The sequence below is a fragment of the Tessaracoccus sp. OS52 genome, from assembly GCF_020687685.1.
Lineage (GTDB): Bacteria > Actinomycetota > Actinomycetes > Propionibacteriales > Propionibacteriaceae > Arachnia.
The window spans coordinates 1,937,234-1,962,325 of sequence record NZ_JAJEWM010000001.1; the positions used below are offsets into that span (position 1 = coordinate 1,937,234).

The window sequence follows — 25,092 nt, forward strand, 5'->3', positions numbered from 1 at the left end:
GGAAAGGGGGCTCCAGGCATGCGGTCGGCACTGGTGTACGCGCTCGGGGCCTGCGCACTGTGGGGACTCGCCTTCGTCGCCCCCGCAGCCGGCGGTGTCGGGGGCATCCCGCTGACCCTGGTTCGGTATTCGGTGTTCGGGCTGTCCTCCGTCGTCATCCTCAGGGTGCTCAGGTTCAACCCGTTCAGGCAACTGGACCGCAAGGGCTGGCTGCGCGTGATCGGAATCGGGTTCGCGGGCAACACGCTCTACTACACCTCGATGTCCGGCGCCGTCGCGGCGATCGGATCAGCGCCCGTCGCGCTGATCTTCGGTGCCCTGCCGATCATCATGACCGTCGTGGGAAACCTGCGACGCCAGGTGCTCGGCTGGGGCGCCCTCGCCGGTCCGATGGCGTGCATCGCCGTCGGTCTGGCCATCACCACCACTTCCACCCTCTCCCAGCCGGCAGCCGGACCGGTGGGCAACGCCCCTGCCCTGGGCCTGCTGCTGTCGGCCGTGGCCCTGGCCTGCTGGACGGTCTACAGCACCTGGAACGCCGAGTACCTGGCCGACCATCCTGGAACCAATACAGTGCTGTGGGCCAGCCTCACCGGTGTCGGCACGCTGGTCACGCTGCCCATCCTCGTGCTGGTGCAGGCGCTGGGGGCGCCGTCGCCCGGAGCGTTCTGGGGCGCCTACCAACCCGGCGTCCTCGCGTGGGGCGTCGTGCTCGGACTGGGGGCATCATGGGTGGCGACTGCCCTGTGGAGCCGCGCCAGCACCTACTTCAGCTCCTCAGCCCTGGGGATGCTCATCGTCACCGAGGTCATCTTCGCGCTCATCTACACACTGCTCCTGGAGACGCGACTCCCCGCCGCACACGAACTGGGCTCGGTCAGCTTCACCCTCGGCGGCGTCGCCTGGGGCCTGATCGTCGGGCGGGCGGCCAGACGACGTCGGGACGCGGCCCGGCATCGCGAGGCCTAGAGCGTGGGCTCACCCAGGGACAGCATCAGCCGGTTGGCCCAGTTGAAGAAGGAACCGGCCTGGATCACATCCAGCAGTTCGAGCTCCGCCAGTCCGGCTGCGCGCAGGCGTGCCGCTTCCTCCGCACCGAAGCGTGGCGGCGTGGCCGTGAGGGCGACGGTGGCGTCGATCAACGCATCCCAGCGGGAGCTGATCCTGGCGGTGACGCCCTCGTCGAGCAGCCGCTGCACGTCGGAGCGGGGGGCGCCCTGCTCAGCCGCGAACCGGGCGTGGACCGAGGCGCAGAACACGCATCCGTTGAAGCGGGATGCCGCGGCCGCGGCGAGTTCACGGTCCGCGCGGGGCAGGCCACCGTCGGTGTTGTAGAAGATGTCCATGTCGGTGAGCGTGCGCTCGTGCAGGGCTTCCGGGTCCCGCGCGAGCAGCCGGAAGTAGGGCATGTGGACGCGTTCGCGCTCCACCAGCGCCTCGTAGTGGCGCTCCGTGAACTCCGAGACCGGCAGGGGCGCCAACCAGGGCTTCCAGCCGAGGTTGTCCGCCGTGAAGCGGGGTGGCTCGTTCACCCTGGGCGCGTCCGGCAGCTCTTCCGGGGCGCCGCTGCGCCGGAGGCCGCCGGAGTCCTCCAGGCGCCTGGCGGCAGTGACGGCCACCTCCTCGGCAAGCGCGCCCAGTTCCTCGTCGGTAGGCGCAGTGACGCTGCCTCCTGCGGCCTCGCGCAGCACCGTCAATCCGTGCACGACGCGCAGCTGGAAGGTCAGGAACGACACCAGTTGGGACAGGGTGACCACGCCAGTGGTGCTCCAGCCGTCATCGAGCAGGCGCCGGAGCCGATCCCGGCTGGCGTCGCGGGGGTGCATGACCAGGAAGTGCGCGTGCTCCAGCGCAGCGGCCAGCCGGTCGTCGAGCACGTAGGAGGCCTCGACGGAATCCACGGTGTACTCGGGGCCGGGGACGCTCTCGTCGGCGTTCTCGGCGCGGAACGCCCCGTAAGGGCCTGATCCTCCTGCCCGCGTCGCCTCCGCGACGATCAGCGGCTCGAGCGCCGCTCCCCCGCCGGTCTCCAGAAGCAGCGAGCCGTAGAAGCTCACCGCTGCCTGGTTGCCGTGCAGACGAGCCACGAACAGGGCCACCGCGGCGCGCTCGGGAAGCGTGACCTCGGAGGCGTCCGCGGGCTGGAAGAGGGCCAGGAAGCTCCCCTGAGCGTGCGTCCTGGCGTCGGGGCGGCGGGACCGGGCGGAGTCCAGCGCGTCACCGGGCCGGATCCCTGTCAGGGCGTCGATGAGGTCGGTCATGGACCCAGCCTATGGCCGGGCGTCAGAGACTCTGACCGATGTCCCACAACCGGCCGGGCCGGCCGTCGATCGCCTCGGAGACGGCGATGGCCTGGCCGTCGGAGAGGGAGGCGACGTAGTCCAGCACCCCACGGGCCCGGCCGAACCGGCGCACATCGTCGGGTGCGACGGGCGGGACGCCCTCGGGACGCTCACGGGCCAGTTCGTCATAGCCCTCGGTGGCGATCTCGACCAGTTCCTGCAGCCGGGGCGGCACCCGGTAGCGATCCAGGTTGTCCCCCAACCACGCGATCAGGCCCTTGACCGCGCGCACGAGGACCCGGCTCAGGCCGCGCTGGTGGAGTGCGATGTCGGAGCGGTTGAGCCCGAAGTGCTTGTGGACGAACTTGAGCACCTCGACCTCGTGCCAGGCGCGCTGGTCCAAGGTCACCAGACCGGTGCGGACGTTGTCGCGCGGGGCCAGCACCACGGAGTCCTGCAGGTGGTGGATCCAGCGGCTGGTGAACGACGACAACGCGCGCTCGGCCGCGATCGAGCCGTCGAAGTCTCCGGCCAGCAATCCATCGACGACGTCCTCGGAGACTTGCGCCACGGCGGCGACGAAGGCGTCGTCGTCGGCGATCCACCCGTCGTCGTGGTGGAGCTTGCGCCGCAGGAGTTCCAGCGCGCCGCCGGGACGGTTGCGCTGGGAGAGCAGCTGCCCGTCGTCGAGCTGGCGGAACTCGACCACGTGCTCGGCCCACTCCCGGAACTCGCGGGAGACCGCGCCCTGGCTGAGGAGCCCCGCCCGGTGGAAGTCGTCGACGTCGTGGATCGAGTAGGCGATGTCATCGGCGATGTCCATCACCGAGCCCTCCAGCGACTGCTGCAGCGGCAGCAGGCCGTGGGAGGATCGGCGGGCATCGGCGAGGTCCGCTGCCTCCAGGAAGTAGGCGGAGTACTTCCGCACGGCCAGTTCGTCCCCCACCCGACGGAGCCCCGGCGGCAGGGGCCCCTGCCCGAGCGCGGAGACGTCGACGGCGGGGGTCCACGGGTACTTCGCCACGGCAGAGCGGCTCGCGGCGGTCAGGTTCAGTCCCTTGGAGGGTCCGTGGCAGACGTCCAGGGTGGCGAGGATCCGGTAGGTCTGCGCGTTGCCCTCGAACCCGTCGGCCAGCCCGAGGGTCTCGCGTGCGAGCCGGTCCAGCACCGACTCGCCGAGATGCCCGAAGGGCGGATGGCCGAGATCGTGCGCACTGGCGGCCGCCTGCGCCACGACAGGATCGCACACGAACTCCGGGGGCAGCCCAGGCATGGACTGCAGCTTCGCGGAGAGTTCCACCGCGATCGAGCGGGCCACCGCCGTGACCTTCAGCGAGTGGGTGAGCCGGTTGTGGACCAGCGGACCCGCAGCGGTCTGCCCGATCACCTGCGTCACCGCGGACAGGCGCGCGTAGTACGGGGAGAACCGGATCCGCTCCAGGTCAGTCCGGAAGGGGGTGTCACCCTCGGCGAACTCCGGGGCGTCGATGCCCTCCCATTCCCTGCGATGAATCCGCATCAAAAGCGCCCTTCTCGTGGATCGGCCTGGTGCCCCCGACGGGAGTCGAACCCGTACCTGTAGCGGGTTTAAGCCGCCTGCCTCTGCCAATTGGGCCACGGGGGCGAATCGGCGGTGCCTACTCTGCCAGCATTCCGAGCGCGATGCCGTCGAGGATGTCGGTCTCGCTCACCAGGACGCTGCCCCCCGGTACCCTGGTGGAGATCTCATCCAGGATCAGCACACCGCCGCCGATGACCTTGGCGCGCAGTGGGTGCATGAACGGTTCCCGAGTTATCTCGGCGACCGGCACCGACAACCAGTGGCGCGCGGTGCCGACGATGTCGTCGCGCTGCAGCCGGGAACGATGCACGGCCTGGCGGGAGTACTGCTGCAGGCCCAGGACGTGGGCCGCGACGCTGGTGGTGGTGCCCGCAACGCCGATGGCGGTCTCGATCCGGCCGAAGTCCACACCCGCACCGTCGAGCAAGGTGGCGATGTGCACCCGCGCCGCCGCCTGCTCGTCGGCAGTGGGCGGGTCCGTCCGGAGGAACCGCTCGGTGATTCGCACCGCGCCGATGTCGAGGCTGGTGGACGACGAGATCACGCGCCCTTCCTCGACCACGATCAGCTCCGTGGACCCGCCACCGATGTCGAAGACCAGCACCGGCTTGGCCGCGCCCACGCCGCTGAGCACACCCTCGGTGGAGAGCCTGGCCTCCTCCGCTCCCGAGATGACCTCGACCTCGACGCCCAGGCGCTCGCGGACGCCGTCGGCGAGGGCCTCCCGGTTGGACGCATCCCGGGCGGCGGAGGTGGCGACGAAGCGGGTCCGGTCGACGCGGTGGCTGCGGATGAGCGCGGCGTACTCCTCGCAGACCGCGAAGGTGCGCTCCAGCGCCTCGGGGTGGAACTCACCGGTGGCGTCAACACCCTGGCCGAGCTGGGCCAGCCGCACCTCGCGGGCGAGTTCGGTGAGGGAGCCGTCGGCCTCCTGCCTGGTGACCAGCAGGCGGATGGAGTTGGTTCCGCAGTCGATGGCGGCGACGGTGGTGCTCACTTGTCCTCCAACAGGCAGGGGCGCTGCCAGAACTCGCCGATGGCCTCGACGGCTTCGTCACCCAACGGGTTGACACCGGGCCCGGCGGCAAGTGAATGGCCCACCAGGACGTGCAGGCACTTGACCCGATCGGGCATCCCGCCGGCGGAGATCCCCTCGATCTCCGGCACCTCGCCGAGCCGCGCGCGGTCGGCCAGGTAGGACTCGTGGGCAGCGCGGTAGTCGGCTGCCAGTTCCTCGTCCTCGGCCAGGCGCCGGGTCATCTCCGCCATCAAGCCGGACGCCTCGAGCGTGGACGTGGCAGACACCGCCCGAGGACACGTCAGGTAGTACGTGGTCGGGAACGGCGTCCCGTTCTCCAGCCGAGGGGCCGTCTTCGCAACTCCGGGCTTGCCGCACGGGCAGCGCCACGCCACCCCGACGACCCCGCGCGGAGGGCGTCCGAGCTGCGCCTCCATGATCTCGAGGTCCTCGGCTGTCGGCTCGCTCACGGGTATCACTCCGTACTGCTCGGTGAAGGTTGCGGGGAGACGCCGATGGTGACGTCGGCGCTGGGTTCAGGTTCGGCGGTGGGCTCCGGCAGGGGCTGGTCGGCAACCGCGACGGAGCCCCACATCTTCTCCCACCACAGGGCTGGGGGTTCCTCGGTCTCGTCGACGCCCAGGACGTCGGACTCGCCGCCGATGGGCTCCCCGTCGGGTCCGATCACGCGGTAGCCGACCTCACCCGGGAAGACCCAGCCCAGCCGCTCGCGGGCCTGTGCCTCGACGAAGGCGGGATCCTCCCAGCGGGACAGCTGGTCCTCCAGTTCGTCGATCTGTGCCTGCCGGCCCTCGATCTCGGCGCGGAGTTCGGCGATCTGATCGGTCTGCACGAAGTAGACCCGCAAGCTCTGGGCGAGCGTGACGGCGATGGCCGCCACCACCACCCCCAGCACGAGCAGACGCCAGGTGAGGCCGAGCGCGCGGCTGGCCATCGCCCGCGGCGGGGCCGCAGCCGCAGCGTCGTCCTCGGGTTCCGGTGGTGCGACGGCGCGGGTGCGCGAGCGCTGGCTCGCGGCGCGCTCACCCGGACGCGCAGCGGTCCGGGAGCGGGGTGACCCGCTTCCCGGACCGGTGCTCGTCGGTTTGTTACGAGAGACTCTGGCCATTGCAACCAGTCTCGCGCATGGAGTGCGTTGTTCAGCCCTGGAAACGCGGGAAGGCGGAACGTCCGGCGTAGACGGCTGCCTCGTCGAGGTCCTGCTCGATCCGAAGCAGCTGGTTGTACTTGGCGACGCGGTCCGTGCGCGCGGGGGCGCCGGACTTGATCTGACCACAGCCGAGAGCGACCGCGAGGTCTGCGATCGTGGTGTCCTCGGTCTCGCCGGAACGGTGGCTCATCATGGTCTTGTAGCCGTTGCGGTGGGCCAGGTCCACGGCGTCGATGGTGTCAGACAGCGAGCCGATCTGGTTCACCTTCACCAGCAGCGCGTTGGCGGTGTCGGTGTCGATGCCGCGCTGGAGACGCTCGACGTTGGTGACGAACAGGTCGTCGCCGACGAGCTGGACCTTGTCGCCGAGCTGCTCGGTCATGGCCTTCCAGCCGTCCCAGTCCTCCTCGTTCAGCGGGTCCTCGATGGAGACCAGCGGGTAGTCGGCCACGAGGCCGGCGTAGTACTCGATCATCTCGGCCGACGACTTCTCGGCGCCCTCGAACTTGTAGGAGCCGTTCTCGAAGAACTCGGAGGCGGCGACGTCGAGGGCCAGGGCAATCTGGGTGCCGGGCTCGTAGCCCGCGTTGCGGATGGCCTCGAGGATCAGGTCGAGTGCGGCGCGGTTGCTCTCGAGGTTGGGGGCGAAACCGCCCTCGTCGCCCAGGCCGGTGGACAGGCCACGGTCCTTGAGGACCTTCTTGAGGGCGTGGTAGACGGTGGCGCCCATCTCGACGGCCTCGGCGAAGGTCTCGGCGCCGATCGGGGCGATCATGAACTCCTGGATGTCGACGTTGGAGTCCGCGTGGGATCCGCCGTTGAGGATGTTCATCATCGGGACCGGAAGGATGTGGGCGTTGGGGCCGCCGACGTACTTGTACAGTGCCAGTTCGGCCTCTTCGGCGGCCGCGTGGGCCACGGCGAGGGAGACGCCGAGGATGGCGTTGGCGCCGAGCTTGGCCTTGTTGGGCGTTCCGTCGAGTTCCTTCATGGCCATGTCGATGAGGCGCTGCTCGCTCGCATCGAAGCCGAGGATCTCCTCACCGATGACGTCCACGACGTTCTTGACCGCAGTCAGGACGCCCTTGCCGCCGTAGCGGGACTTGTCGCCGTCGCGGAGTTCCACTGCCTCGAAGGCACCCGTGGAGGCGCCCGAAGGGACCGCCGCACGGCCGCCGGCACCGGAGTCGAGCTGGACCTCGACCTCGATCGTGGGGTTGCCTCGCGAGTCGAGGATCTCTCGTGCTTCGATGAATTCGATGGATGCCATGTGCTCCCTTTCCAAGAAGTTGGTCATGCGCAGCCCAGCCTATACAACCGAGGGCTGGCTGCTCCCGGGGGTGTCCCGTTGTTCTTCGGCTGTCCTGATCCGGCTCTCGAGCTGCCTCAGGGTGGTTCGGATGGCCGCATCGGCGTCCACCCCGCTGGCCTGCGCGCGGGCCACCAGTTCCAGGACGCGGGCGCCCACCTCGTCGGCGCTGATGGGGTCCTGGGGGAGGTCCAGCGGCACCTTGTGGGCGCGTGCACGGGACACCACCTTGTGGAGCCTGGCGACAGAGCTGAGTGATTCCGCGATGCCCTCGACGGCCGACCTGCGGCCCTTCTCCTGCTGCTTGGCGCGCTCCCACGACCCGTGGATGTCGGTTGGGGCGTCGGCCTGGGCGAACACGTGCGGATGGCGGCGGATGAGCTTGTCGGCGATGCCGGCGGCGACGTCGTCGATGGTGAACCGACCCTCGTCGGTGGCGATCTGGGCGTGGAAGTAGACCTGGAGCAGCACGTCGCCGAGTTCCTCGCGCAGGTCCTCGTCGTCACCGGCTTCGACGGCGTCGACCACCTCCGAGGTCTCCTCGATGAGGTGGTTCAACAGCGACTCATGGGTCTGCTGGGCGTCCCAGGGGCAGTCCGTGCGAAGCCGGGACATGACTTCCCGGAGGCGCTCCAACTGGGAGGTCACCGGGTCAGCTCCCGGCAGCCGCGGGCACGGAGATGGAGCCCGACCCGCCGATGGTGCCGCTCTGCTCGTCCCAGGTGCCGTAGCGGGGGTTGACCTGGATGTCGGACTCCACGACGGCGCTGACCCACTCGTCCTGCTCCATCTGGGCGCTTAGGAGGGTGAGCAGACCACTCGCTTCACCCACGCGCGCGCAGCCCTCGTTGGCCATGAAGGGGGCGATCTGCGGGTCGGAGGCCAGGACCTCGGCCAACTGGGAGGTGTCGACGTCGTTCTCGCGGGCTACCTGGCGGGCCGCCTCACCGATCACCAGGGGGGACAGAACGGCGGCGCGGGTCACCTGGAACCCGAGCTCGCTGCAGCCGTCGTAGGCGGCGCTCAGCTCGGCCTCGGAGATGGTCGTGGGACCCACCTCCGCTGCGGTGGTGGGAGCGGGGCTGCACCCCGCAAGTGCCACGAGTGCAATGGCTGGGACGAGCGTTGCGAGACGGGCGAGCTTCATGAGTCTTCCTTCTTCCTCGGCGGAACGTTGCCGATCCTACCGCGCACACCGGGCGGGAACGATTCCCCCTCCACGCCCTCAGGAGGCTGCGAAGATCTGCTCGACGAGCTTCGTGGCCCAGCCCAGTTCTCCGTCCTCGGGTCGGGGCACCAGCAGTTGGTCGGCCGCCGTCTTCACGACGCTGCCCGGGTAGAGCCGCTGCAGGCGCAGCTGCCTGGACTCGGGGAGGCTGGCGGGTGAGAACCGGATGTACTTGCCCTGCCCGACGATCTCCTCGATGCCGTACTCCCGGCAGAGGTTCCGCAGCCGGGAGACCGCCAGCAGCCCCTCCACGGACTCGGGTGGGGGGCCATAACGGTCGGTGAGTTCGGCGCGGACGGCGTCGATGTCGGGCGACGAGCGGATCTCGGCTATCTGCTTGTACATCTCCAGGCGCAGCCGCTCCGAGGCGATGTAGTCCTCCGGGATGTGGGCCGCGACGGGCAGCTCGATCCGCATCGGCGGTTCCGGTTCGGTGTCCTCCCCTCGGTAGGTGGCCACCGCCTCCCCGACCAGTCGCAGGTACATGTCGAACCCGACGTCGGCGATGTGGCCCGACTGCTCCCCGCCCAGCAGGTTGCCGGCACCCCGGAGTTCCAGGTCCTTCATGGCGATCGCCATGCCGGAGCCCAGGTCCGTGTGGGAGGCCATCGTGGTCAGCCGCTCGTGGGACGCCTCGCTCAGCGTCTTGTCCGGCGGGTACAGGAAGTAGGCGTAGCCGCGCTCACTGGAACGGCCCACGCGGCCGCGGAGCTGGTGCAGCTGGGACAGGCCCAGCAGGTCCGAGCGGTCGATGATCAGCGTGTTCGCCGTCGAGATGTCCAGACCGGCCTCGACGATGGTGGTGCACACCAGCACGTCGGCGCGGCGCTCGCCGAAGTCCAGCATCACCTGTTCCAGCCGGTGTTCGTTCATCTGGCCGTGTGCCGTCACGATCCGCGCCTCGGGCACCAGTTCCCGGAGCTGGGCGGCGGTCTTCTCGATGGTCTGGACCCGGTTGTGGACGAAGAACACCTGCCCCTCGCGGGCCAGTTCGCGCCTGATCGCGGCGCGCACCTGGGCCTGGTCGTACGGGCCGGCGAACGTCAGCACGGGGTGCCGCTCCTCCGGCGGGGTGGCGATGACGCTCATCTCCCTGATGCCTGTGATGGCGATCTCCAGGGTGCGCGGTATGGGCGTGGCGCTCATCGACAACACGTCGACGTTGACCCGCAACTCCTTGAGCCGCTCCTTGTGCTCGACGCCGAAGCGCTGCTCCTCGTCGATGATCACCAGGCCGAGGTCCTTGAACTTCACCTCTTTCGAGAGCAACCGGTGCGTGCCGACGACGACGTCGAGCCGCCCGCTGTGGACCTCCTCCAGCACCCGCTTGACCTCGGCGTCGGTCTGGAACCGCGACAGCTGGGCCATCCGCACCGGGAAGCCCGCGAACCGCGACGCGAAGGTCTGGTAGTGCTGCGTCACCAACAGCGTCGTGGGCACCAGCACGGCCACCTGCTTGCCGTCCTCGACGGCCTTGAAGGCAGCCCGGACGGCGATCTCGGTCTTGCCGAAGCCGACGTCGCCGCAGATCAGGCGATCCATGGGGACCACCTTCTCCATGTCACGCTTCACCTCGGTGATCGCCTCGAGCTGGTCCGGGGTCTCGATGTAGGCGAAGGCGTCCTCCAGCTCGCGCTGCCACGGGGTGTCCGGCCCGAAGGCGTGCCCCTTGGTGGCCTGCCGCGCGGCGTAGAGCTTGATCAGCTCCGAGGAGATCTCGCGGACGGCCTTGCGGGCGCGGGACTTGCGTTTGCCCCAGTCCGCGCCGCCCATCTTGTCCAGCGCCGGCGTGTCGGAGCCGACGTAGCGGGTCAGCTGGTCCAGTTGGTCCATCGGGACGAAGACGCGGTCCCCCGGGTGTCCCCGCTTGCTGGGGGCGTACTCGATGACGAGGTAGTCGCGCACGGCGCCCTGCACCTCGCGCTGCATCATGTCCACGAACCGGCCGACGCCGTGGACCTCGTGCACCACCGGGTCCCCCGCCTTGAGTTCCAGCGGCTGGATGGTGTTCTTGCGCCTGCTCGGCAGCTTGCGCCGCACCTGGTCCGCGGCGACCTGTCCGGAGAGATCCGCAGCCGTGATGAGCTCCACCCGGCTCGTCTCGGCACGCCACCCCAGACGCAACGACACGAGCACGATGCCGACGACGCCCTCACGCGGCTCCTGCTCGAGTTCGGTGATCTCGCCGGTGATCCCCTGCTCCCCGAGCAGTTCCACCATGCGGGTGGCAAGGCCTCGGCCCTCGACGCCGACCAGGACGCGCCACCCCTCGGCGACCGCCCTGCGGATGTGGGTGACGGCGGCGTCGGTGTCCCCGCGGAACCCGTCGGGCTGGGAGACGGCGAGCTTGCGGGAGTGGACGGATCCGGCGTCGTAGTCCGCGACGTCGGGCTCCTCGTCGGCGGCGAACGGCGTCAGGGACCACCACTTGTGACCCACTGCGAGCGTGTGCTCCCGGACGTCTCCCAGGTTCCAGTACGACGAGGCCCGCAGGTCGATCGGCGACTTGCCGCCACCTGCCGCCGCTGCCCAGCTGGCCTGCAGGAACTCCTCGCTGGTGGTGACGAGTTCCGCGGCCCTCGCCCTGACCAACTCCGGTGAGGTGGCCAGCACGATCGAGTGCTCGGGCAGGACGTCGACCAGCATCTCCAGGCCGTCGACCAGCACCGGCGTCAGCGCCTCCATGCCCTCGACGGCGTGGCCCTGGCTGATGCGCTCCAGCATGTCGGAGAGCTCCGGGTGCTGCTGCATGACCTTCTTGGCGCGGGCGCGGACGGCGTCGGTGAGCAGCAGCTCGCGGCACGGCGACGCGGTGACCGTCTCCACCGTCTCTCCCGTGGAGCGCTGGTCCGCGACGGTGAAGTAGCGGATCTCCTCGACCTCGTCGCCGAAGAAGTCGATCCGGACCGGGTGCTCCTCGGTGGGCGGGAACACGTCGACGATTCCGCCGCGGACTGCGAACTCGCCGCGGCGCTCCACCATGTCCACCCGGTTGTAGGCGGCGCCGACGAGGTCCGTGATGAGCTGGGTGAGGTCGTAGTCCTGGCCGACGGTGACCGTGACCGGCGCCATGTCCGCCAGACCGCGGACCTGCGGCTGCAGCAGTGAGCGCACGGGGGCGACGACCACCTGCGGGACGGGAACGCCCGGGTCCTTGCCGGTGAGCCGGCGCAGCACCGCCAGGCGCCGGCCGACGGTGTCCGCGCGCGGCGACAGGCGCTCGTGCGGGAGGGTCTCCCAAGCCGGGTAGTAGGCGACGGCGTCGGGACCCAGCAGGCTGCCCACCTCGGCCGTCAGGTTCTCGGCCTCACGGTAGGTGGAGGTGACCAGCAGGACGGTCCGGCCCGACTCGACTGCGATCATGGCCGCGGCGACCGGGAAGAACGCGGGCACGACGGTGACGTCGAGTGCGTTGACACCGGCGGAGCGGGCATCTGTGAGGGTTGCCCGTAAACCCGGATCTGCTTCTAGGGCACTGGCCAGACCGGCGAACTTCACCGCACCAACCTACTTCACCTAGCCGTTGAACTGGTTCTGCGTGGCTTCGAGCCCGTGGCGAACAAGATGTTCCACGGCGTCGGCCGCGACGGCGGCGTCGACCCGCATCTCGTCGGCGGCCTTGGGCGAGAGCTTGTTCAGGACGTAGTCGGCCGCCGGTTGGCGCCCCGGGGGCCGCCCGATCCCGACCCGGACCCGGAAGAAGTCCCCGGATCCGAGGTGGGACCGCATCGACTTCAGCCCGTTGTGGCCGTTGTCTCCCCCGCCGAACTTGAGCCTCAGCCTGCCGGCGTCCAGGTCCAGTTCGTCATGGACGGCGACCACCTGGCCGGGCGGGATCTTGTAGAACTGGCAGACCGCGCCCACGGCCTGGCCGGAGTTGTTCATGAAGGTGGTGGGCTTGACCAGCACCAGCTTCACGGCGTCGGTACCGGGCGCTGCCGGGAGCGTGACCTGGGCCACCTCCGCGCGCTGCCTGGAGTTCAGGGAGAAGGAGGCACCGTGGCGGTCGGCCAGGTCGTCGACGACCCAGAAACCGACGTTGTGGCGGGTGAACGCGTAGGTCGGGCCCGGATTTCCGAGCCCGACCACGAGAAACGCGCCGTTGGAGGTCACAGGCCTCAGGCTTCCTCGGAAGCCTCGTCCTCAGCTTCTTCCTGGCCAGCCGCGCCCACGGCGTCCTCGTCGGAGGAGGGCACCTCGAGGTCGACGACCTGCGGCTGGGTGACGTTGACCACGAGTGCTTCGGGATCGACGTGGGTGGAGACGCCCTCGGGGAGCACCAGGTCCTTCACGAGGATCTGGTCGCCGATGACGAGCCCCTCGACCGAGACCTCGATCTCGTTGGGGATGGCCGTGGCGGGAGCCTCGACGGTCAGCGTGTTGAGGTCGTGGTTGACGAGCGAGCCGCGCTCGGCCTCACCCGTGACGATGAGGGCGACCTCGACCGAGACCTTCTCGCCTGCGGTCACGATCAGCAGGTCGACGTGCTCGACAGCGTGCGTGATCGGGTCGCGCTGGACCTGCTTGGGGAGGGCCATGAGGTTCTTGGCGCCGTCGACCGCGATGTCCAGCAGGACGTTGGCCTGACGCAGCGCGAGGAAGGTCTCCTGGCCGGGCAGTGCGATGTGGACGGGATCCGTGCCGTGACCGTAGAGGACCGCGGGGATCTGGCCGGCGCGGCGGGTGCGGCGGGCGGCACCCTTTCCGAATTCGGTGCGGGTGGAAGCGTTGAGCTGGGTGGTTTGCGGCTTGGCCACGGCGGGTCTCCTGACGTCGTCTAACTTGGGCGCACGCCGGACAAGGTGGCTAGTCGATAACGGACGAAGGTCCCTCGCCAGGCAGCCCGCACAGCTTACCCCAGCCCCGGGACGAAACCCAACCGGCGCGGGCCGGGTGGCCAGTAGCGTGGAGGCATGGACGACGAGGTGTGGCTGAGGGTGGGCGAGGTCGCCAGACGGACCGGGCTGAGCGTGCGGACCCTGCACCACTGGGACGAGCGCGGGCTGCTCGTCCCGAGTGGCCGGTCCGCGAGCGACTACCGCCTCTACTCTGCCGACGACCTGCGCCGGCTGCTGCGGATCCAGCACCTCAAGTCCCTCGGACTCAGCCTCGACGAGGTGGCCGCCGCCCTCGACTCCGGCGAGTTCGACGCGGCCGAGGCCTTGGAACGCCACATCGAGACGGTCCAGGAGCGGATCGCCGCCGAGCAGGAACTGCTGCGTCGGCTCACGCGGCTCCGCGCGGCCGCCACCACCGGCTGGGAGGAGGTGCTGGAGGTGGTGGCCCTGACCGAGCGGCTGCGCCACCCCGACGCAGACGTCAGGTTCCGGGCCGCGCTGGAGGCGCCGTCGGGAACGAGCGTGGCGGAACTCGTCGAGCGGCTGGCCACCGACCCGGAACCCGGCGTAAGGGAAGCCCTCACCTGGGCGCTGGCCCACCACGGGACGGCGGCGATCGACCCGGTCGTAGAGAAGCTGGACGACCCTGATCCGGGGGTGCGCCACCAGTTCGCGCACGTCCTGGGAAAGCTCCGCGATCCGTCGGTCCTCGACGACCTGGCGCCGCTCGTTCGTGACGCCGACGCCGACGTGGCGGCGAAGGCTGCGCAGGCGGTCGGCGCCATCGGGGGCGAGCGAGCCGCAGACCTGCTGGTGGTTCGGCTGGGCGAGGCGCCGGACCCCGACCCGGTGATCCTGGCGCTCGGGGCCGTCGGCTCGGCCGCGGTTCCGGGGCTGCTGGGCCTGCTCACCGACGGCGACGAGCCCGCGCGCCGACGTGCCGCGGAGGCGCTCGGCTTCATCGGAGACGAGCGTGCCGCCACTGGCCTGGTGGCGGCACTCGGCGACGCCAGCGCGGGAGTGCGCTATGAGGCGCTGGTGGCGCTGGGCCAGACTCCGGGCCGGGCGGCGGCGGCCGCCGTCGAATCCGCCCAGGGATCCGACGACTCCCGCCTCCGGGCGGTGGCCCAACGGCTCACCCGCGACCGGCGAGCAGGTTCCGCGCGACGGCGCTGACCTGCGCGTCGTCGGAGCTTGCCAGCTCGCGGAGTTCCGCGTCACCCGCCTCCGGCGACAACACGCCCAGCGCCATCACGGCCGCCAGCCGCACCTCGGGGTCGGGATCGGTTGCCGCACTGCGCAGGGCAGCCGCCGCGTCGTCGGCCACATCCCCCACCTGGGCCAGCGCCTCGGCGGCGTGCAGGCGCACACCTGCGTCCGCACTGGCCAGGGCGGCGACCAACTCGGGCACCCCCACGGTGCCCAGCTTCGCGAAGGCGACGCTGAGCTGGTCCCGCTGCAGTTGGTCGCCGTCCCCGAGCCGGGCGGCCAGCGAAGGCACGACCTCTGGCGCACCCGTGTTGGCTGCGGCCCGGTAGGCCTTGATGGCGACGTCGGGATCCGCGTCGGCGATCACGCCGTGCAGGTGCGGGGCATGGGCCTTGTCCGGGAGCTTGGACAGGACGTGGGCCGCCTGCCGCCGGACGAGGGCTTCCTCGGCGCCGAGCAGTCGGAGCACTGCGGGCACCGCGCGGGCACCATGCTGGACGACGGCCCAGGTCACGTCCTCGAGGACGTGGAAGTCCTTCTCGACGGTCAGCCGCGTGACCAGCGCGTCGGTCACCTCGGGCTCGTGGGTGGTTGCGAGAACCATCGCGGCGCGCAGCCGGACGTTGCGCTCCTCATGTGTCAGTTCCGACAGGAACTGTGTCGTGTTGCTCATAGCGGTGAACCTAGAACCTGACGCCACGTGAGGGTCAACCCCAAGGCCATCAGTTGCACTCAGATCACGAATTTGTTCGGGTCGGGCCGCTCGAAGCTGCCCTGTGCCTCGTAGAGCTCGACGGACTCGCGCAGCGCCTTGAGGAAGTACGGCGGGAACTCCATGCCCTTCTCGTTGGCCCACAGCAGCTTTGCCTCGAGCCGGCCGATCTCCTTGGCGTAGACCTCCATCTCCTGGTCTATGGACAGCGCCCTCATGACTCCGCCGAAGTGCTTCTGGTACTGCTTCACATAGTCGACCCCGACCATTGTGAAGCTCTTCGAACGCAGCAGCCGGGCCACGTAGAGCTGCCAGGGCCTGAGCTCCTCGTCCTGGATCATCTTCTCCGCGCTCATCCGGTAGAAGGCGAAGTGTCCCGGTTCCTGCTGCTTGATGGGATGGATGATGGTCTCGGCGATCGCCGTCTCCCCCATCTGCTTGAGCTCCCTGGTCAAGCCGCTGTAGGCGATCACGGCCTGGCGCTCGGTGGAGGCTCCGGTCAGGTAGTACAGGAAGCGGGAGATGTCGTGGATCGGCTCCCAGTGGGCCAGGGCACCCAGCAGCTTCATCCGCACCGGGATGGTCATGAAGGGCTCCGCCGGTTCCATCCCGAGGTCCGCCTGGAGCTGGTCCAGGAGGTAGCCGTGGGCCATCTCCTGGTCGTACCAGACGTCCTGGTAGAAGATCTTGTCCACCTCTGAGACGTTGGGGAGGATGGTCAGCAGCTCCAGGACGTTGCGGTCCACCTCCAGCTCGACGCGGGCCAGGTAGTCGATGACCCCGGCGAACCGCTCCTTGACACGCTCAGGGTTGAGCACCGTCCGGTCCGCTGATCCCAGTGAGATCGGGGGGTGCTTGTCACCCAGGTCCAGGACGAATTGCTTCAGTGAGGCTTCAGTAATCCGCGGTGTGGCCACGCCTTCACTGTATCGGCCGATCATGGTCTTCGCGAGCATGGGACGCGGGCCCGGCAATCGGTTCCCGCGCCCCATGACCACTACCTCACTCCGCTGCCAGCGCCTCGGTCGGGGTGGCGTTGGCGGCCCGTCGGCCAGGCAGCACCGAGGCCAGGGCCGCAGCTGCGACGCACACGACGATGAGCAGCACCGTCAGCGGCACGTCGATCCCCAGGTGGAGGTCGATGTTGACGTCGCTGGACATCATCAGGAAGGCCGAGGACACCCCGAGCCAGCCGAAGAAGACGCCGGCGAGGATGCCGATCACAGTGCCGACGACGGCCAGCAGCAACGCCTCGGTCAGCAGCATCAGGCGGAGGCTGGCGCGCTGCATGCCGAGGGCCCGCAGGAGCGCTGACTCCCGCTGCCGTTCGATCACCGACAGGCCCAGGGTGTTGCTCACCCCGACGAGTGCGATCAGGACCGCGACGCCGAGCAGTGCGGTGAGGACGAGGAGCACCACGCCCAGCACCTGCTCCAGGATCCCTGCGAAGACCGCACCGCCCTCGATGAGCAGGCCGTCTCCCCCGGTTTCAAGTGCCTTGGTCACCTGGTTCAGCGCGGTGGCCGACGTGCGGTCGGTGAGCTTCACCCACACCTCGGTCGTCTCGGCCACTCCGGCCAGCTCGGAGAAGGTGGCCTCGGAGACGGCCGGGTCGTAGGGAACGTTCTCGGCGGTCTTCACCCGCAGGGTGACCGGGCCGTCGACCCCTTCGAGCTGGATCTCCTGGGCATCCGTTGAGTCCTTGCTCATCAGGATGACCCCATCGGCCAGGGCCAGGTCAGCGGGAAGCCCCAGCTCTGCCTGCGCGGGGTTGATGCTGCGTACCCGGACGTCGCCGAAGCCGAGCGAGGCCGGCTTGCTGTCCACCGTGACCACCTGGGCGGCGCCGTCGGTGTCCCGGACTGAGGCGATGAGGTCCTCCTCGAGAGCCGACTGCGACCGTGCGGAGATGTCGATCGGGAACTCCTCGTCGATCACGGCCATGCCGGAGGTGCGCACACTGGCGACCGCCACCTGCAGCGTCACCACCAACCCGACGGCGAGCATCAGCGCCACGGTGGTGGCGGCCGCACGCTTCGGGTTCCGGGCCGAGTTCTCGGCCGCGAGCCGCACCGTCGGGCCGGCGAACCCGAACGCCCGTCCGAGAACCCGCAGGATCGGTGCCACGTAGAGCGGGGCCGCTGCGAGGACAGCCACGGAGATCAGCGCCCCGGCGGCCATGGCCCACACCAGCGAATAGGTGGTCTCGGCCCGGCTGAAGGCTATTAGTCCGATCCCACCGGCCAGCAGCAGGGCGCACAGCACCATCCGGACGGCACCGGCTCGCTTGGCCTCCGACGCCGTCGGCACGGTCTGCAGTGCCTCCAGCGGCTTAACCCGGGTGGCGGCCAGCGACGGCCCCATGACGGAGAGCATGGTGGCGACCACGCCCGCGGCGATCGCGACCCCGACCTCGGTCGGGCGGATCACCAGACCCCAGAACAATGAGCCGGTGAAGGTGCCCGCGATGGCCGCCACGCCGATGCCGATGGCCACGCCGATCAGCGATCCGATGATGCCGAGCAACAGGGCCTCGGTGACCAGCCGGCCCCGGACCTGTCCGGTGGAGGCGCCGACGGCGCGCAGCAGGCCGATCTGGCGACGGCGCTGGGTCACCAGGATGGTGAAGGTGTTGGAGATGATGATCATGCCCACCAGCAACGCCACCGCCGCGAAGGCATAGAGCAGGTACTTGAAGATGTCGACCTCGCCGGTCATGTCGTTGAGCATCTGCTGCCTGGCCTCCGGCCCGCTCAGCACCTGGATCTCGGCGTCGCCCGGCGCGGGCAGTTTCTCCTCGAGGTCCGCGATCACGTCGGCGACCTCGCGGCTGCCGTCGACCTTGGCGACGAAGGTTCCGGCAGCACTGGAGGCTTCCGGCGTGCCGGTCCGGTCGGTGTAGGCCGTCACGCTGAACAGTGACTTCGCGTCCTGGGTCCGTCCCACCACCGTCGCGGCGGGGCCGTCGGTGCTGCCGAGGTGGACTTCGTCTCCCACCTTGACCCCAAGCTTCGAGAGCCCGTCGGTGGAGAGGGCGACTTCGGTGGGTTCGCTGGGCCAGCGGCCCTCGGCGATCTCAGCCCAGCGGAACTCCTCGGCCGGCACCTGCAGCAGGTTCACCAACACGGTGGCGTCCCCGGCGCTGAGCATGGACATGCTGGTCTCACCGGTGGCGGCCGCGGCCACACCGTCGACGCTCTCCATGGCCTCGATGATGGCCGGGGCGTCCTCGTAGTACCCGAGGACCACGACGTCGGCCCTGCTCATGGGCAGGGAGTTGGAGCGGGCGATGGCCTCGGACTCGGTGTTGACCACGGTGGAGATGGCGGCGATGAAGCCGACGCTGATGGCGATGGCCAGCAGCGTGGCCACGAACCGGCCCGGGTGGAGCCGGATCTCGTTGACTGCGTCCCTGAGCATCAGGCACCCAGGCTTCCGAGGATGGACAGCATGCGGTCTGCAGTCGGGTCCTCCACGTCATCGACGATGCGGCCGTCGAGGAGTACGAGCGCGCGGTCGGCGTAGGCGGCGGCCTTCGGGTCGTGGGTGACCATGATGATGGTCTGGTGCTGCTCACGGGAGGCTGCCCGCAGGTACTCCAGCAGCGCGGTGCCGGTGCGCGAGTCCAGTGCCCCGGTGGGTTCATCCGCGAAGACCACCTCCGGCCGGGTCACCAGTGCGCGGGCGATGGCGACGCGTTGCTGCTGGCCGCCCGAGAGCTGGCTGGGGCGGTGGGTCAGCCGGTCGGAGAGCCCGAGCGAATCCACGATGGTGTCGAAGTGCTGCCGCTCCACCCGACGCCCGGCCAGTTCCAGTGGCAGCGCGATGTTCTGCGCCGCCGTCAGCGTGGGCAACAGGTTGAAGGACTGGAACACGAAGCCGACCTTGTCGCGGCGGATCCGCGTGACCTGCTTCTCCGGCAGTGCCGACAGGTTGTGGCCACCGATGTAGGCGTCCCCGCTCGTCGCCTTGTCGAGCCCTGCCATGCAGTGCATGAGGGTGGACTTCCCGGAGCCGGAGGGGCCCATGATCGCGGTGAAGGAGCCAGGACGGATCTGCACGGAGACGCCGTCGACGGCGACCACCGGGCGATCACTGTTCGGGGAATAGACCTTGGTCAGGTTGAAGGTGCCGCAGGCTGCGGCGGGAGGTGCTGCGATGGTCATGGAGAGCCTTTCTGGAGGGTCGCCCTGAACCTATGGCCGGTGTTCCCCTCGGCGGATCGGCCCGGGGACGTCGGGTGGGCGACGCCTTCTATGACCCCGGGCTGAGGGACCCCTGCCCAAGGGCAAGGGGCCGGGTCAGGGCTGGGCGCCCCGACCCGGCCCCCGGCCGGAACCGACCCACTCAGGCCACGGTGATGCTGACCTGCGAGGTTTCGCCGTTCACGGTCACCGACACCGTGTGGGTGCCCGCCACCGTCGCCACGAACCGGCCCGTCGCCGCGTCGAAGCGGGCACCATCCGAGACCGCCCAGTCCGCGGCCACCGGATAGGCGACGGGGACCTCTCGGCCGTCCTGCACCACCGTCGCGGTCACTGTGACCGCCTCGCCCACGGCGGCCGTGGCCGGCGCGTCGATCACCAACTGGTCGACGTGCGGGGTCATGGCCACCTTGATCCACTCGACGGGCTCCTCCCAGCGGCGTCCCGTCAGGGGCTGGGCCACGGCCTCGGGGTTGATCCCGATGAGCGACCAGCCGGTGAAGCCGCCCTCGCCGGGCGCCGCCGTCGGGGACTTGCCGGAGTTGCCGTTGATCAGCTGCAGCACGCCGTCGGTGCTGGAGGCGTGGAAGGTCCCTACGCCCGCTCCCTGCAGTGCGACGCCCTTGCCGGAGGCCAGCTTGAAGTCCGCCAGCCAGTCGGCCAGCATCTCGGCCTCCAGCGGGTCGGAGATCGCGGAGCCGCCGGTGGCGCTCGGGTCTGTCATCGGGTGGTGCTGGACGACCACGACGTTGTTCACCCCGGGGTCGGTGGCCGCGTCGTCGAGCTGGGCCTTCAGGTCCAGGATCTGCTCGAACCCGCCGGAGCGCAGGGTGTATCCGGGGGTGGAGCGGATGATGAAGCGCGTGCCCAGGTGGTCGAAGGTGCGCGCCGGCTCGCCGAAGACCTTGCTCCACGCGGCCAGGCTGCCGGGTCCGGCGTACTCGTGGTTGCCGGGCACGTAGTGGACGGGTACAGCGTCGCCGATCTCCTCGTCGATCACCCGTTTGGCCAGTTCGATGTCCCGGGCGAAACCGCGGTCCACGAAGTCACCGGCGATGATGATGAACTCGGGATCGGCCGCCAGCGCCTCGCGCAACGTGCGGCGGGCCTGGGCGACGATGTCGGAGTTCGGGGCGTCGGCGGTGAACTGCGCGTCGGAGAGCACCGCGTAGCGCCAGTAGGACTCCGGGATGCCGCCGTCGGCGACCAGCGCCGGGTTGATCTCCTTGGAGACGCTCAGCGGCGGGATGGTCGGTGCGGAGCGGACGGTCACGTCGTCGAACAGGACCCGGCCGGAGTACTGCCGGGCCGGGACGGTCTCCACCAGGTAGAAGCGGAAGAACGAGATCGGCATGTTCAGGCCTGCCGGGAGGTTGGCCTCGACGTAGCGCCAACCGGTCCAGTCGATGGCTGCGGCGACGTCGATCGTCTTGGCGGCACCACCGGTGGCCTCGTAGATGTTGGCGCGCAACCAGGCGCCCTTGCCGTCGCCGTGGACCCACACCCCGAGCTTCTGCGGGGTGCCCTCGAGCACCGGCCGCGGGCTCTTGGCCAGGTAGGCGGCACGGGTGGCGGTACCGCCGGTGAGCGAGTAGTCGAGCGCGATGGCGTTGCCGCCGTCGCGTCCCTCTCCCACGGCCAGGGAGGCCGAGGCACCGACGTAGGAGGGGTACTTGACCGCGGACCAGCCGGTCATGGACTCCATGTCGTCGATGACGGTGCTGGCCAGGCCGATGCTCGCCGCCAGCTGGGTGGTCAGCCCCACCACCTCGACGGTGATGACCGCCGCTCCGGAATCCACCAGCGGAGTGACGACGAAGTGGTCGTCGACGGCCTCGATGCGCACGAGGGACTCGTCGTAGTCGAGGTCGACGTCGCGGGGCTCAACCCAGGTGGAGAAGCCCTGCGCGTCGTGACCGAAGACCTGGAACGACGACCTGGCCTCGATGCTCGCCAGGCTGACCTGCGGCGTGGAGGTGGACACCCGCACGGGTGCGCCCACCACGACGATCTCCTCGCGGGAGGAGGCGTCACCCTGACCCATCACGACCTCTGTGGTTCCAGCGGCCCGACCGGTGAGTACCACCGTGTCCGGTTCCGAAGTGGCGGAGACGCGCGCGTTCTCCCCGAGGACCTTCCAGGCCGGGGCGGACTCGACGGGCGCGAAGGTCTCGTCGTAGGCCTGCGCGGTGACGACGCGGCTGAGGCCGGTCATGACGTAGAGGTCACGCGAGGCGTCGGCGTCGGCGCCCTTCATCATGGAGTTGGTGGCGACCAGGGAGAAGTCCCTTGCCTCACCGGAGCCCTCCGCGGTCGGCAGGATGCCGATGGAGTTGGCCGTGTGGCGCTCCCCGCCGTCGGAGGGCGACGAGCGGATGGCGGGCGCGTCCTGGCCGGCCAGGCGGGCGTTCAGCTGGGACGAGCCGCCGCCGTCGAGGTTCAGCACGTCGTCGAAGCCCATGCCCAGGAAGAACTCGGCGGTCTCCACCTCCGTCATGCCGCGCGAGGTGGACTGCCGGCCGTCGACGGTGAGCAGCGCCATCTCGGAGCCGTCCTCGCTGAGGGCCAGGACGGTGCGGGGGTGGAGGTCAGTGTCGTTGGAGGTCACCACCTCGCCGTTGAGCGCGACGGGGAAGAAGCCGTTGATGGCCATGGCGATGTCGTCGGAGCCCTTCATGGCGTACTCGACGGTGATCGCCTCGCCCGTTGTGAACTCGGCGAGTTCGGCGACGGCACCGTCCCGGCCGACGAGCACCTGCTCGTTGTCGGCGAGCTGAGCCTGGTCGACGGTGGCGCCGGAGGAGACGACCACCCCGTCGCGGATCAGGACCTGCCAGGTGTTCGTGGCGCCCTCGAGTGTGCGGGTGAGCGCGACGTCGCCCCAGTCGTCGGTGTAGAGGGCGATGGCGTCGGCGGACACGCGCGGGGAGTTGAGGTATTCGATGGAGTGGGTGAACTCACCGTCGGTGGCGGTGGCGTCGAGGAAGAGCTGCGCCACCTCGCCGAGGCCGTCGGAGCCGATGATGGCGCTGGGACCGCGCCGGAACTGGGTGCCTTCTGCGTAGGCCTGGATGACCTCACCGTCGCGCTTGATCCCCAGGCCGTTCGGGGCTCCCGTGTCGTTGATGTCGAATCCGTCGCCGTTGACGCCGGCGATGGCGCCCGCACCGTTCAGCTGGTTGGTCAGCGTGTCGGTCTCCGCGACGCTGCCCGAGTTGACGTAGTCGAGCTCGAAGGAGTCGCTGGTCAGGTCCAGCGTCAGCAGGTCGCCACGCAGCCACCCGGCCGGGGCGTAACGGTCGAAGGAGGTGTAGTGAACGCCGGGGACGACGGGGGCGTCGTCGCGGCGGGTGAGGATGGTTCCCTCGGGGGCCAGCTGCTCGTCGTCGACGACGAGGTGCGCGTCCGGCACCTCGACGGGTGGGTTGGCTACCGCTGGCGCCACCAGCGCCAACGTCAGCAACGATGTCGCTGCCAGCGCGCCGACGGCGCGGGGGCGGATGTGGAAGGTCATGGCTGCTCCTGATGGGGGACGGGGACCATGACAATTTCTATGCCGCGTACAAGAACTGGAGGCGGCACCCGGGTGACGGGAGGGTGACCGGCAGGTTAACGCTGGTCAGAAGCCGAGGTCGGCCAGCGTGGCCCGGATGATCTGGGCCGAGTCGTGCATGGCCCCGAGTTCGCCGTCCTGGAGGGGCTGGCGCAGGCTCTGGCCCGCGCCGTGGCCGCCGACGATGGTCGGGACTGACATGCACACGTCGGAGATGCCGTACCAGTCATCGAGCAGGCCGGACACCGGCATCACCCGGTTCTCGTCGCGCAACACGGCCTCGATGATCTCCGTGCCGGCCAGGCCGATGGCGTAGTTGGTGGCGCCCTTGCCCTCGATCACCTCGTAGGCGGCGTTGACCACGTCGTCGGCGATCTCGTCGCGGGCCGACTCCCCCAGTTTCCCCGTCTGCCGCTCCCACTCCAGGAGCGGGACGCCGCCGATGCTGGCGCTGCTCCAGATGGGGATCTCGGAATCACCGTGCTCGCCCAGGATGTAGGCGTGCACGTTGCGAACCGCCACCCCGCAGCGCTGGGCCACGAGGAACCGCAGCCGGGACGAGTCCAGCACGGTGCCCGACCCGAACAGCTGGTTGCTGGGCAGTCCGCTGATCTTCAGGGCGGCGTAGGTGGTGACGTCGACCGGGTTGGTGACCAACAGGAAGATCGCATTCGGCGAGCACTCGACCAGCGGCGGGATCATTTTCTTCATCATGTTGACCGTGGAGGCGGCCAGGTCCATCCGCGACTCCCCCGGGCGCTGCTTGGCCCCAGCGGTGATCACCACGACGTCGGAGCCGCGGGTGATCTCGACGTCGTCGGAGCCCTCGACGGTGGCCTGCGGGAAGAACTGGCTGCCGTGGGCCATGTCCAGGGCCTCGGCGCGCACCTTGGCGGGGTTGATGTCGTGCAGGACGACGTGGCGCGCGACCCCGCGGATCAGTGCGGCGTAGGCGAGCGAGGACCCCACCGCCCCGGCGCCGACGACGGCCACCTTGGGGACGCGCCTGGCGGGCATCTCAGGCCTGACCGCCGAACAGTTCGGTGACCGAGCCGTCGTTGAAGACCGCGTTGATGGCCTTGGCCAGCAGGGGCGCGATGGACAGGACGGTGAGGTTGTTGATCGGTTCTGTGGCCCTGAGCGGCAGGGTGTTGGTGACGATGATCTCATCGAGTCCGACGTCGTTGAGGCGCTGCACAGCCGGCCCGGAGAAGATCGGGTGCGTCGCGGCCGCGATGACGCGCTTGGCGCCACGGTCCCGCAGCGCCTGGGCGGCCTGCACGATGGTGCCGGCCGTGTCGATCATGTCGTCCACCAGCAGGCAGGTCTTGCCGTCGACGTCACCGACGACCTCGTGCACCTCGACGGTGTTGGCCCGGTTGTGGTCGCGCCGCTTGTGCACGATCGCCAGCGGCGAGCCGAGGACGTCGCTCCACATGTCGGCCAGGCGCACCCGCCCGGCGTCCGGGGATACGACGGTCATCTCCGACTTCTCGTACTTGCCCAGCACGTAGTCGCTCAGCACGGGCAGCCCCCACAGGTGGTCGACGGGGCCGTCGAAGAACCCCTGGATCTGGGCGGCGTGCAGGTCCACCGACATGATCCGGTCCGCGCCGGCGGCCTTGTACATGTCGGCGACCAGGCGTGCGGAGATGGGTTCGCGACCGAGGTGCTTCTTGTCCTGCCGCGCGTAGGGGTAATAAGGGGAGACCACCGTGATCCGCTTGGCGGAGGCGCGCTTGAGCGCGTCCACCATGATCAACTGCTCCATGATCCACTCGTTGACCGGCGCGCAGTGGGACTGGATGACGAAGGCGTCACAGCCGCGGACCGATTCCTCGAAGCGGACGTAGATCTCGGAGTTGGCGTAGGCGAGGGCTCTCGTCGGCACCAATTCCTCCCCCATCAGCCGGGCCACTTCCTCGGCCAGCTCGGGGAAAGCACGACCCGTGAACAGCATGAGGTGTTTGTTGTTCGCGGTGTGGTGGATCTGATGGGTCATGTGT

The 25,092-nt window shown here is 69.5% G+C and carries 20 protein-coding genes and 1 tRNA gene; 2 read left to right on the forward strand and 19 right to left on the reverse strand.

Translation table 11 applies throughout. The features are described 5' to 3' along the window. Positions 1 to 18: 18 nt before the first annotated feature. The gene (locus LKO27_RS09195; protein ID WP_227737097.1) at positions 19 to 969 is read left to right on the forward strand and encodes a DMT family transporter; all 951 of its coding nucleotides are present in this window, start codon (positions 19 to 21) and stop codon (positions 967 to 969) included. Here LKO27_RS09195 and LKO27_RS09200 read toward each other — a convergent pair. The 12 genes from LKO27_RS09200 to LKO27_RS09255 form a co-directional block, all read right to left on the reverse strand. Beyond that, entirely contained in the window at positions 966 to 2,261 is a 1,296-nt protein-coding gene (locus tag LKO27_RS09200; RefSeq protein ID WP_227737098.1) for an alkylhydroperoxidase domain protein, read from the reverse strand. The two genes, LKO27_RS09195 and LKO27_RS09200, sit on opposite strands and share 4 nt — an antisense overlap. Before the next feature lie 22 nt (positions 2,262 to 2,283). After that, positions 2,284 to 3,801, reverse strand: a complete 1,518-nt coding sequence (locus LKO27_RS09205; RefSeq protein WP_227737099.1) for a deoxyguanosinetriphosphate triphosphohydrolase family protein — start codon at positions 3,799 to 3,801, stop codon at positions 2,284 to 2,286. Positions 3,802 to 3,828: 27 nt separating this feature from the next. Next, a tRNA-Leu gene (locus LKO27_RS09210) sits at positions 3,829 to 3,906 on the reverse strand. A 13-nt stretch (positions 3,907 to 3,919) separates the two neighbouring features. Beyond that, on the reverse strand, positions 3,920 to 4,840 hold the full coding sequence (locus tag LKO27_RS09215; protein ID WP_227737100.1) for a diol dehydratase reactivase ATPase-like domain-containing protein: 921 nt from the start codon (positions 4,838 to 4,840) through the stop codon (positions 3,920 to 3,922). Next, positions 4,837 to 5,298 carry a DUF501 domain-containing protein gene (locus tag LKO27_RS09220; RefSeq protein WP_227737267.1) on the reverse strand — a complete coding sequence of 154 codons (462 nt, stop codon included), beginning with the start codon at positions 5,296 to 5,298 and terminating at the stop codon, positions 4,837 to 4,839. The genes LKO27_RS09215 and LKO27_RS09220 overlap by 4 nt, the downstream gene beginning before the upstream one ends. 38 nt (positions 5,299 to 5,336) lie before the next feature. Then, positions 5,337 to 5,990, reverse strand: coding sequence for a septum formation initiator family protein (locus LKO27_RS09225; protein WP_227737101.1), 654 nt, complete (start codon positions 5,988 to 5,990; stop codon positions 5,337 to 5,339). Between the two features lie 31 nt (positions 5,991 to 6,021). Continuing rightward, positions 6,022 to 7,302, reverse strand: a complete 1,281-nt coding sequence (gene eno, locus LKO27_RS09230; RefSeq protein WP_227737102.1) for a phosphopyruvate hydratase — start codon at positions 7,300 to 7,302, stop codon at positions 6,022 to 6,024. Positions 7,303 to 7,341: 39 nt separating this feature from the next. Beyond that, on the reverse strand, positions 7,342 to 7,956 hold the full coding sequence (locus LKO27_RS09235; RefSeq protein WP_227737268.1) for a MazG family protein: 615 nt from the start codon (positions 7,954 to 7,956) through the stop codon (positions 7,342 to 7,344). 37 nt (positions 7,957 to 7,993) lie between these two features. After that, a complete protein-coding gene (locus LKO27_RS09240) occupies positions 7,994 to 8,488 on the reverse strand; it encodes a hypothetical protein (RefSeq protein ID WP_227737103.1) in 495 nt (164 codons plus the stop codon). Positions 8,489 to 8,566: 78 nt separating this feature from the next. Then, entirely contained in the window at positions 8,567 to 12,067 is a 3,501-nt protein-coding gene (mfd, locus tag LKO27_RS09245) for a transcription-repair coupling factor (protein WP_227737104.1), read from the reverse strand. Positions 12,068 to 12,085: 18 nt separating this feature from the next. Continuing rightward, on the reverse strand, positions 12,086 to 12,682 hold the full coding sequence (gene pth, locus LKO27_RS09250) for an aminoacyl-tRNA hydrolase (RefSeq protein ID WP_227737105.1): 597 nt from the start codon (positions 12,680 to 12,682) through the stop codon (positions 12,086 to 12,088). A gap of 5 nt (positions 12,683 to 12,687) precedes the next feature. Then, the gene (locus LKO27_RS09255) at positions 12,688 to 13,326 is read right to left on the reverse strand and encodes a 50S ribosomal protein L25/general stress protein Ctc (protein WP_227737106.1); all 639 of its coding nucleotides are present in this window, start codon (positions 13,324 to 13,326) and stop codon (positions 12,688 to 12,690) included. Positions 13,327 to 13,482: 156 nt separating this feature from the next. Between LKO27_RS09255 and LKO27_RS09260 the strand changes: the two genes are divergently transcribed. Next, positions 13,483 to 14,583 carry a HEAT repeat domain-containing protein gene (locus tag LKO27_RS09260; RefSeq protein ID WP_227737107.1) on the forward strand — a complete coding sequence of 367 codons (1,101 nt, stop codon included), beginning with the start codon at positions 13,483 to 13,485 and terminating at the stop codon, positions 14,581 to 14,583. Here LKO27_RS09260 and LKO27_RS09265 read toward each other — a convergent pair. The 7 genes from LKO27_RS09265 to LKO27_RS09295 all read right to left on the reverse strand — a co-directional run bounded on the left by LKO27_RS09265 (position 14,543) and on the right by LKO27_RS09295 (position 25,088). Further along, positions 14,543 to 15,289: a HEAT repeat domain-containing protein gene (locus tag LKO27_RS09265; RefSeq protein WP_227737108.1), complete on the reverse strand. Its 747-nt coding sequence runs from the start codon at positions 15,287 to 15,289 to the stop codon at positions 14,543 to 14,545. The genes LKO27_RS09260 and LKO27_RS09265 overlap by 41 nt on opposite strands. A gap of 59 nt (positions 15,290 to 15,348) precedes the next feature. Beyond that, positions 15,349 to 16,245 carry a GTP-binding protein LepA gene (locus LKO27_RS09270; protein WP_227737109.1) on the reverse strand — a complete coding sequence of 299 codons (897 nt, stop codon included), beginning with the start codon at positions 16,243 to 16,245 and terminating at the stop codon, positions 15,349 to 15,351. Between the two features lie 85 nt (positions 16,246 to 16,330). Beyond that, complete coding sequence (locus LKO27_RS09275; RefSeq protein ID WP_227737110.1) at positions 16,331 to 18,748, reverse strand: ABC transporter permease; 2,418 nt, start codon at positions 18,746 to 18,748, stop codon at positions 16,331 to 16,333. Further along, positions 18,748 to 19,494 (reverse strand): ABC transporter ATP-binding protein, encoded by a 747-nt coding sequence (locus LKO27_RS09280; RefSeq protein ID WP_370629967.1) that lies wholly within the window; start codon positions 19,492 to 19,494, stop codon positions 18,748 to 18,750. The genes LKO27_RS09275 and LKO27_RS09280 overlap by 1 nt, the downstream gene beginning before the upstream one ends. A gap of 181 nt (positions 19,495 to 19,675) precedes the next feature. Then, a complete protein-coding gene (locus LKO27_RS09285) occupies positions 19,676 to 23,047 on the reverse strand; it encodes a phosphodiester glycosidase family protein (protein ID WP_227737111.1) in 3,372 nt (1,123 codons plus the stop codon). A 105-nt stretch (positions 23,048 to 23,152) separates the two neighbouring features. Beyond that, positions 23,153 to 24,103 (reverse strand): L-lactate dehydrogenase, encoded by a 951-nt coding sequence (locus LKO27_RS09290; protein ID WP_227737112.1) that lies wholly within the window; start codon positions 24,101 to 24,103, stop codon positions 23,153 to 23,155. A gap of 1 nt (position 24,104) precedes the next feature. After that, positions 24,105 to 25,088, reverse strand: coding sequence for a ribose-phosphate diphosphokinase (locus LKO27_RS09295; RefSeq protein WP_227737113.1), 984 nt, complete (start codon positions 25,086 to 25,088; stop codon positions 24,105 to 24,107). Positions 25,089 to 25,092 lie beyond the last annotated feature (4 nt).

Bases quoted from the DNA above. Each gene is read 5' to 3' on its own strand.
- LKO27_RS09290 (WP_227737112.1), bottom strand. From the start codon at position 24,103: ATGCCCGCCAGGCGCGTCCCCAAGGTGGCCGTCGTCGGCGCCGGGGCG.
- LKO27_RS09265 (WP_227737108.1), bottom strand. From the start codon at position 15,289: ATGAGCAACACGACACAGTTCCTGTCGGAACTGACACATGAGGAGCGC.
- LKO27_RS09225 (WP_227737101.1), bottom strand. From the start codon at position 5,990: ATGGCCAGAGTCTCTCGTAACAAACCGACGAGCACCGGTCCGGGAAGC.
- eno (WP_227737102.1), bottom strand. From the start codon at position 7,302: ATGGCATCCATCGAATTCATCGAAGCACGAGAGATCCTCGACTCGCGA.
- LKO27_RS09220 (WP_227737267.1), bottom strand. From the start codon at position 5,298: ATGGAGGCGCAGCTCGGACGCCCTCCGCGCGGGGTCGTCGGGGTGGCG.
- LKO27_RS09285 (WP_227737111.1), bottom strand. From the start codon at position 23,047: ATGACCTTCCACATCCGCCCCCGCGCCGTCGGCGCGCTGGCAGCGACA.
- LKO27_RS09200 (WP_227737098.1), bottom strand. From the start codon at position 2,261: ATGACCGACCTCATCGACGCCCTGACAGGGATCCGGCCCGGTGACGCG.
- LKO27_RS09295 (WP_227737113.1), bottom strand. From the start codon at position 25,088: ATGACCCATCAGATCCACCACACCGCGAACAACAAACACCTCATGCTG.
- LKO27_RS09205 (WP_227737099.1), bottom strand. From the start codon at position 3,801: ATGCGGATTCATCGCAGGGAATGGGAGGGCATCGACGCCCCGGAGTTC.
- LKO27_RS09240 (WP_227737103.1), bottom strand. From the start codon at position 8,488: ATGAAGCTCGCCCGTCTCGCAACGCTCGTCCCAGCCATTGCACTCGTG.
- LKO27_RS09280 (WP_370629967.1), bottom strand. From the start codon at position 19,494: ATGACCATCGCAGCACCTCCCGCCGCAGCCTGCGGCACCTTCAACCTG.
- LKO27_RS09260 (WP_227737107.1), top strand. From the start codon at position 13,483: ATGGACGACGAGGTGTGGCTGAGGGTGGGCGAGGTCGCCAGACGGACC.
- LKO27_RS09275 (WP_227737110.1), bottom strand. From the start codon at position 18,748: ATGCTCAGGGACGCAGTCAACGAGATCCGGCTCCACCCGGGCCGGTTC.
- LKO27_RS09195 (WP_227737097.1), top strand. From the start codon at position 19: ATGCGGTCGGCACTGGTGTACGCGCTCGGGGCCTGCGCACTGTGGGGA.
- LKO27_RS09235 (WP_227737268.1), bottom strand. From the start codon at position 7,956: ATGTCCCGGCTTCGCACGGACTGCCCCTGGGACGCCCAGCAGACCCAT.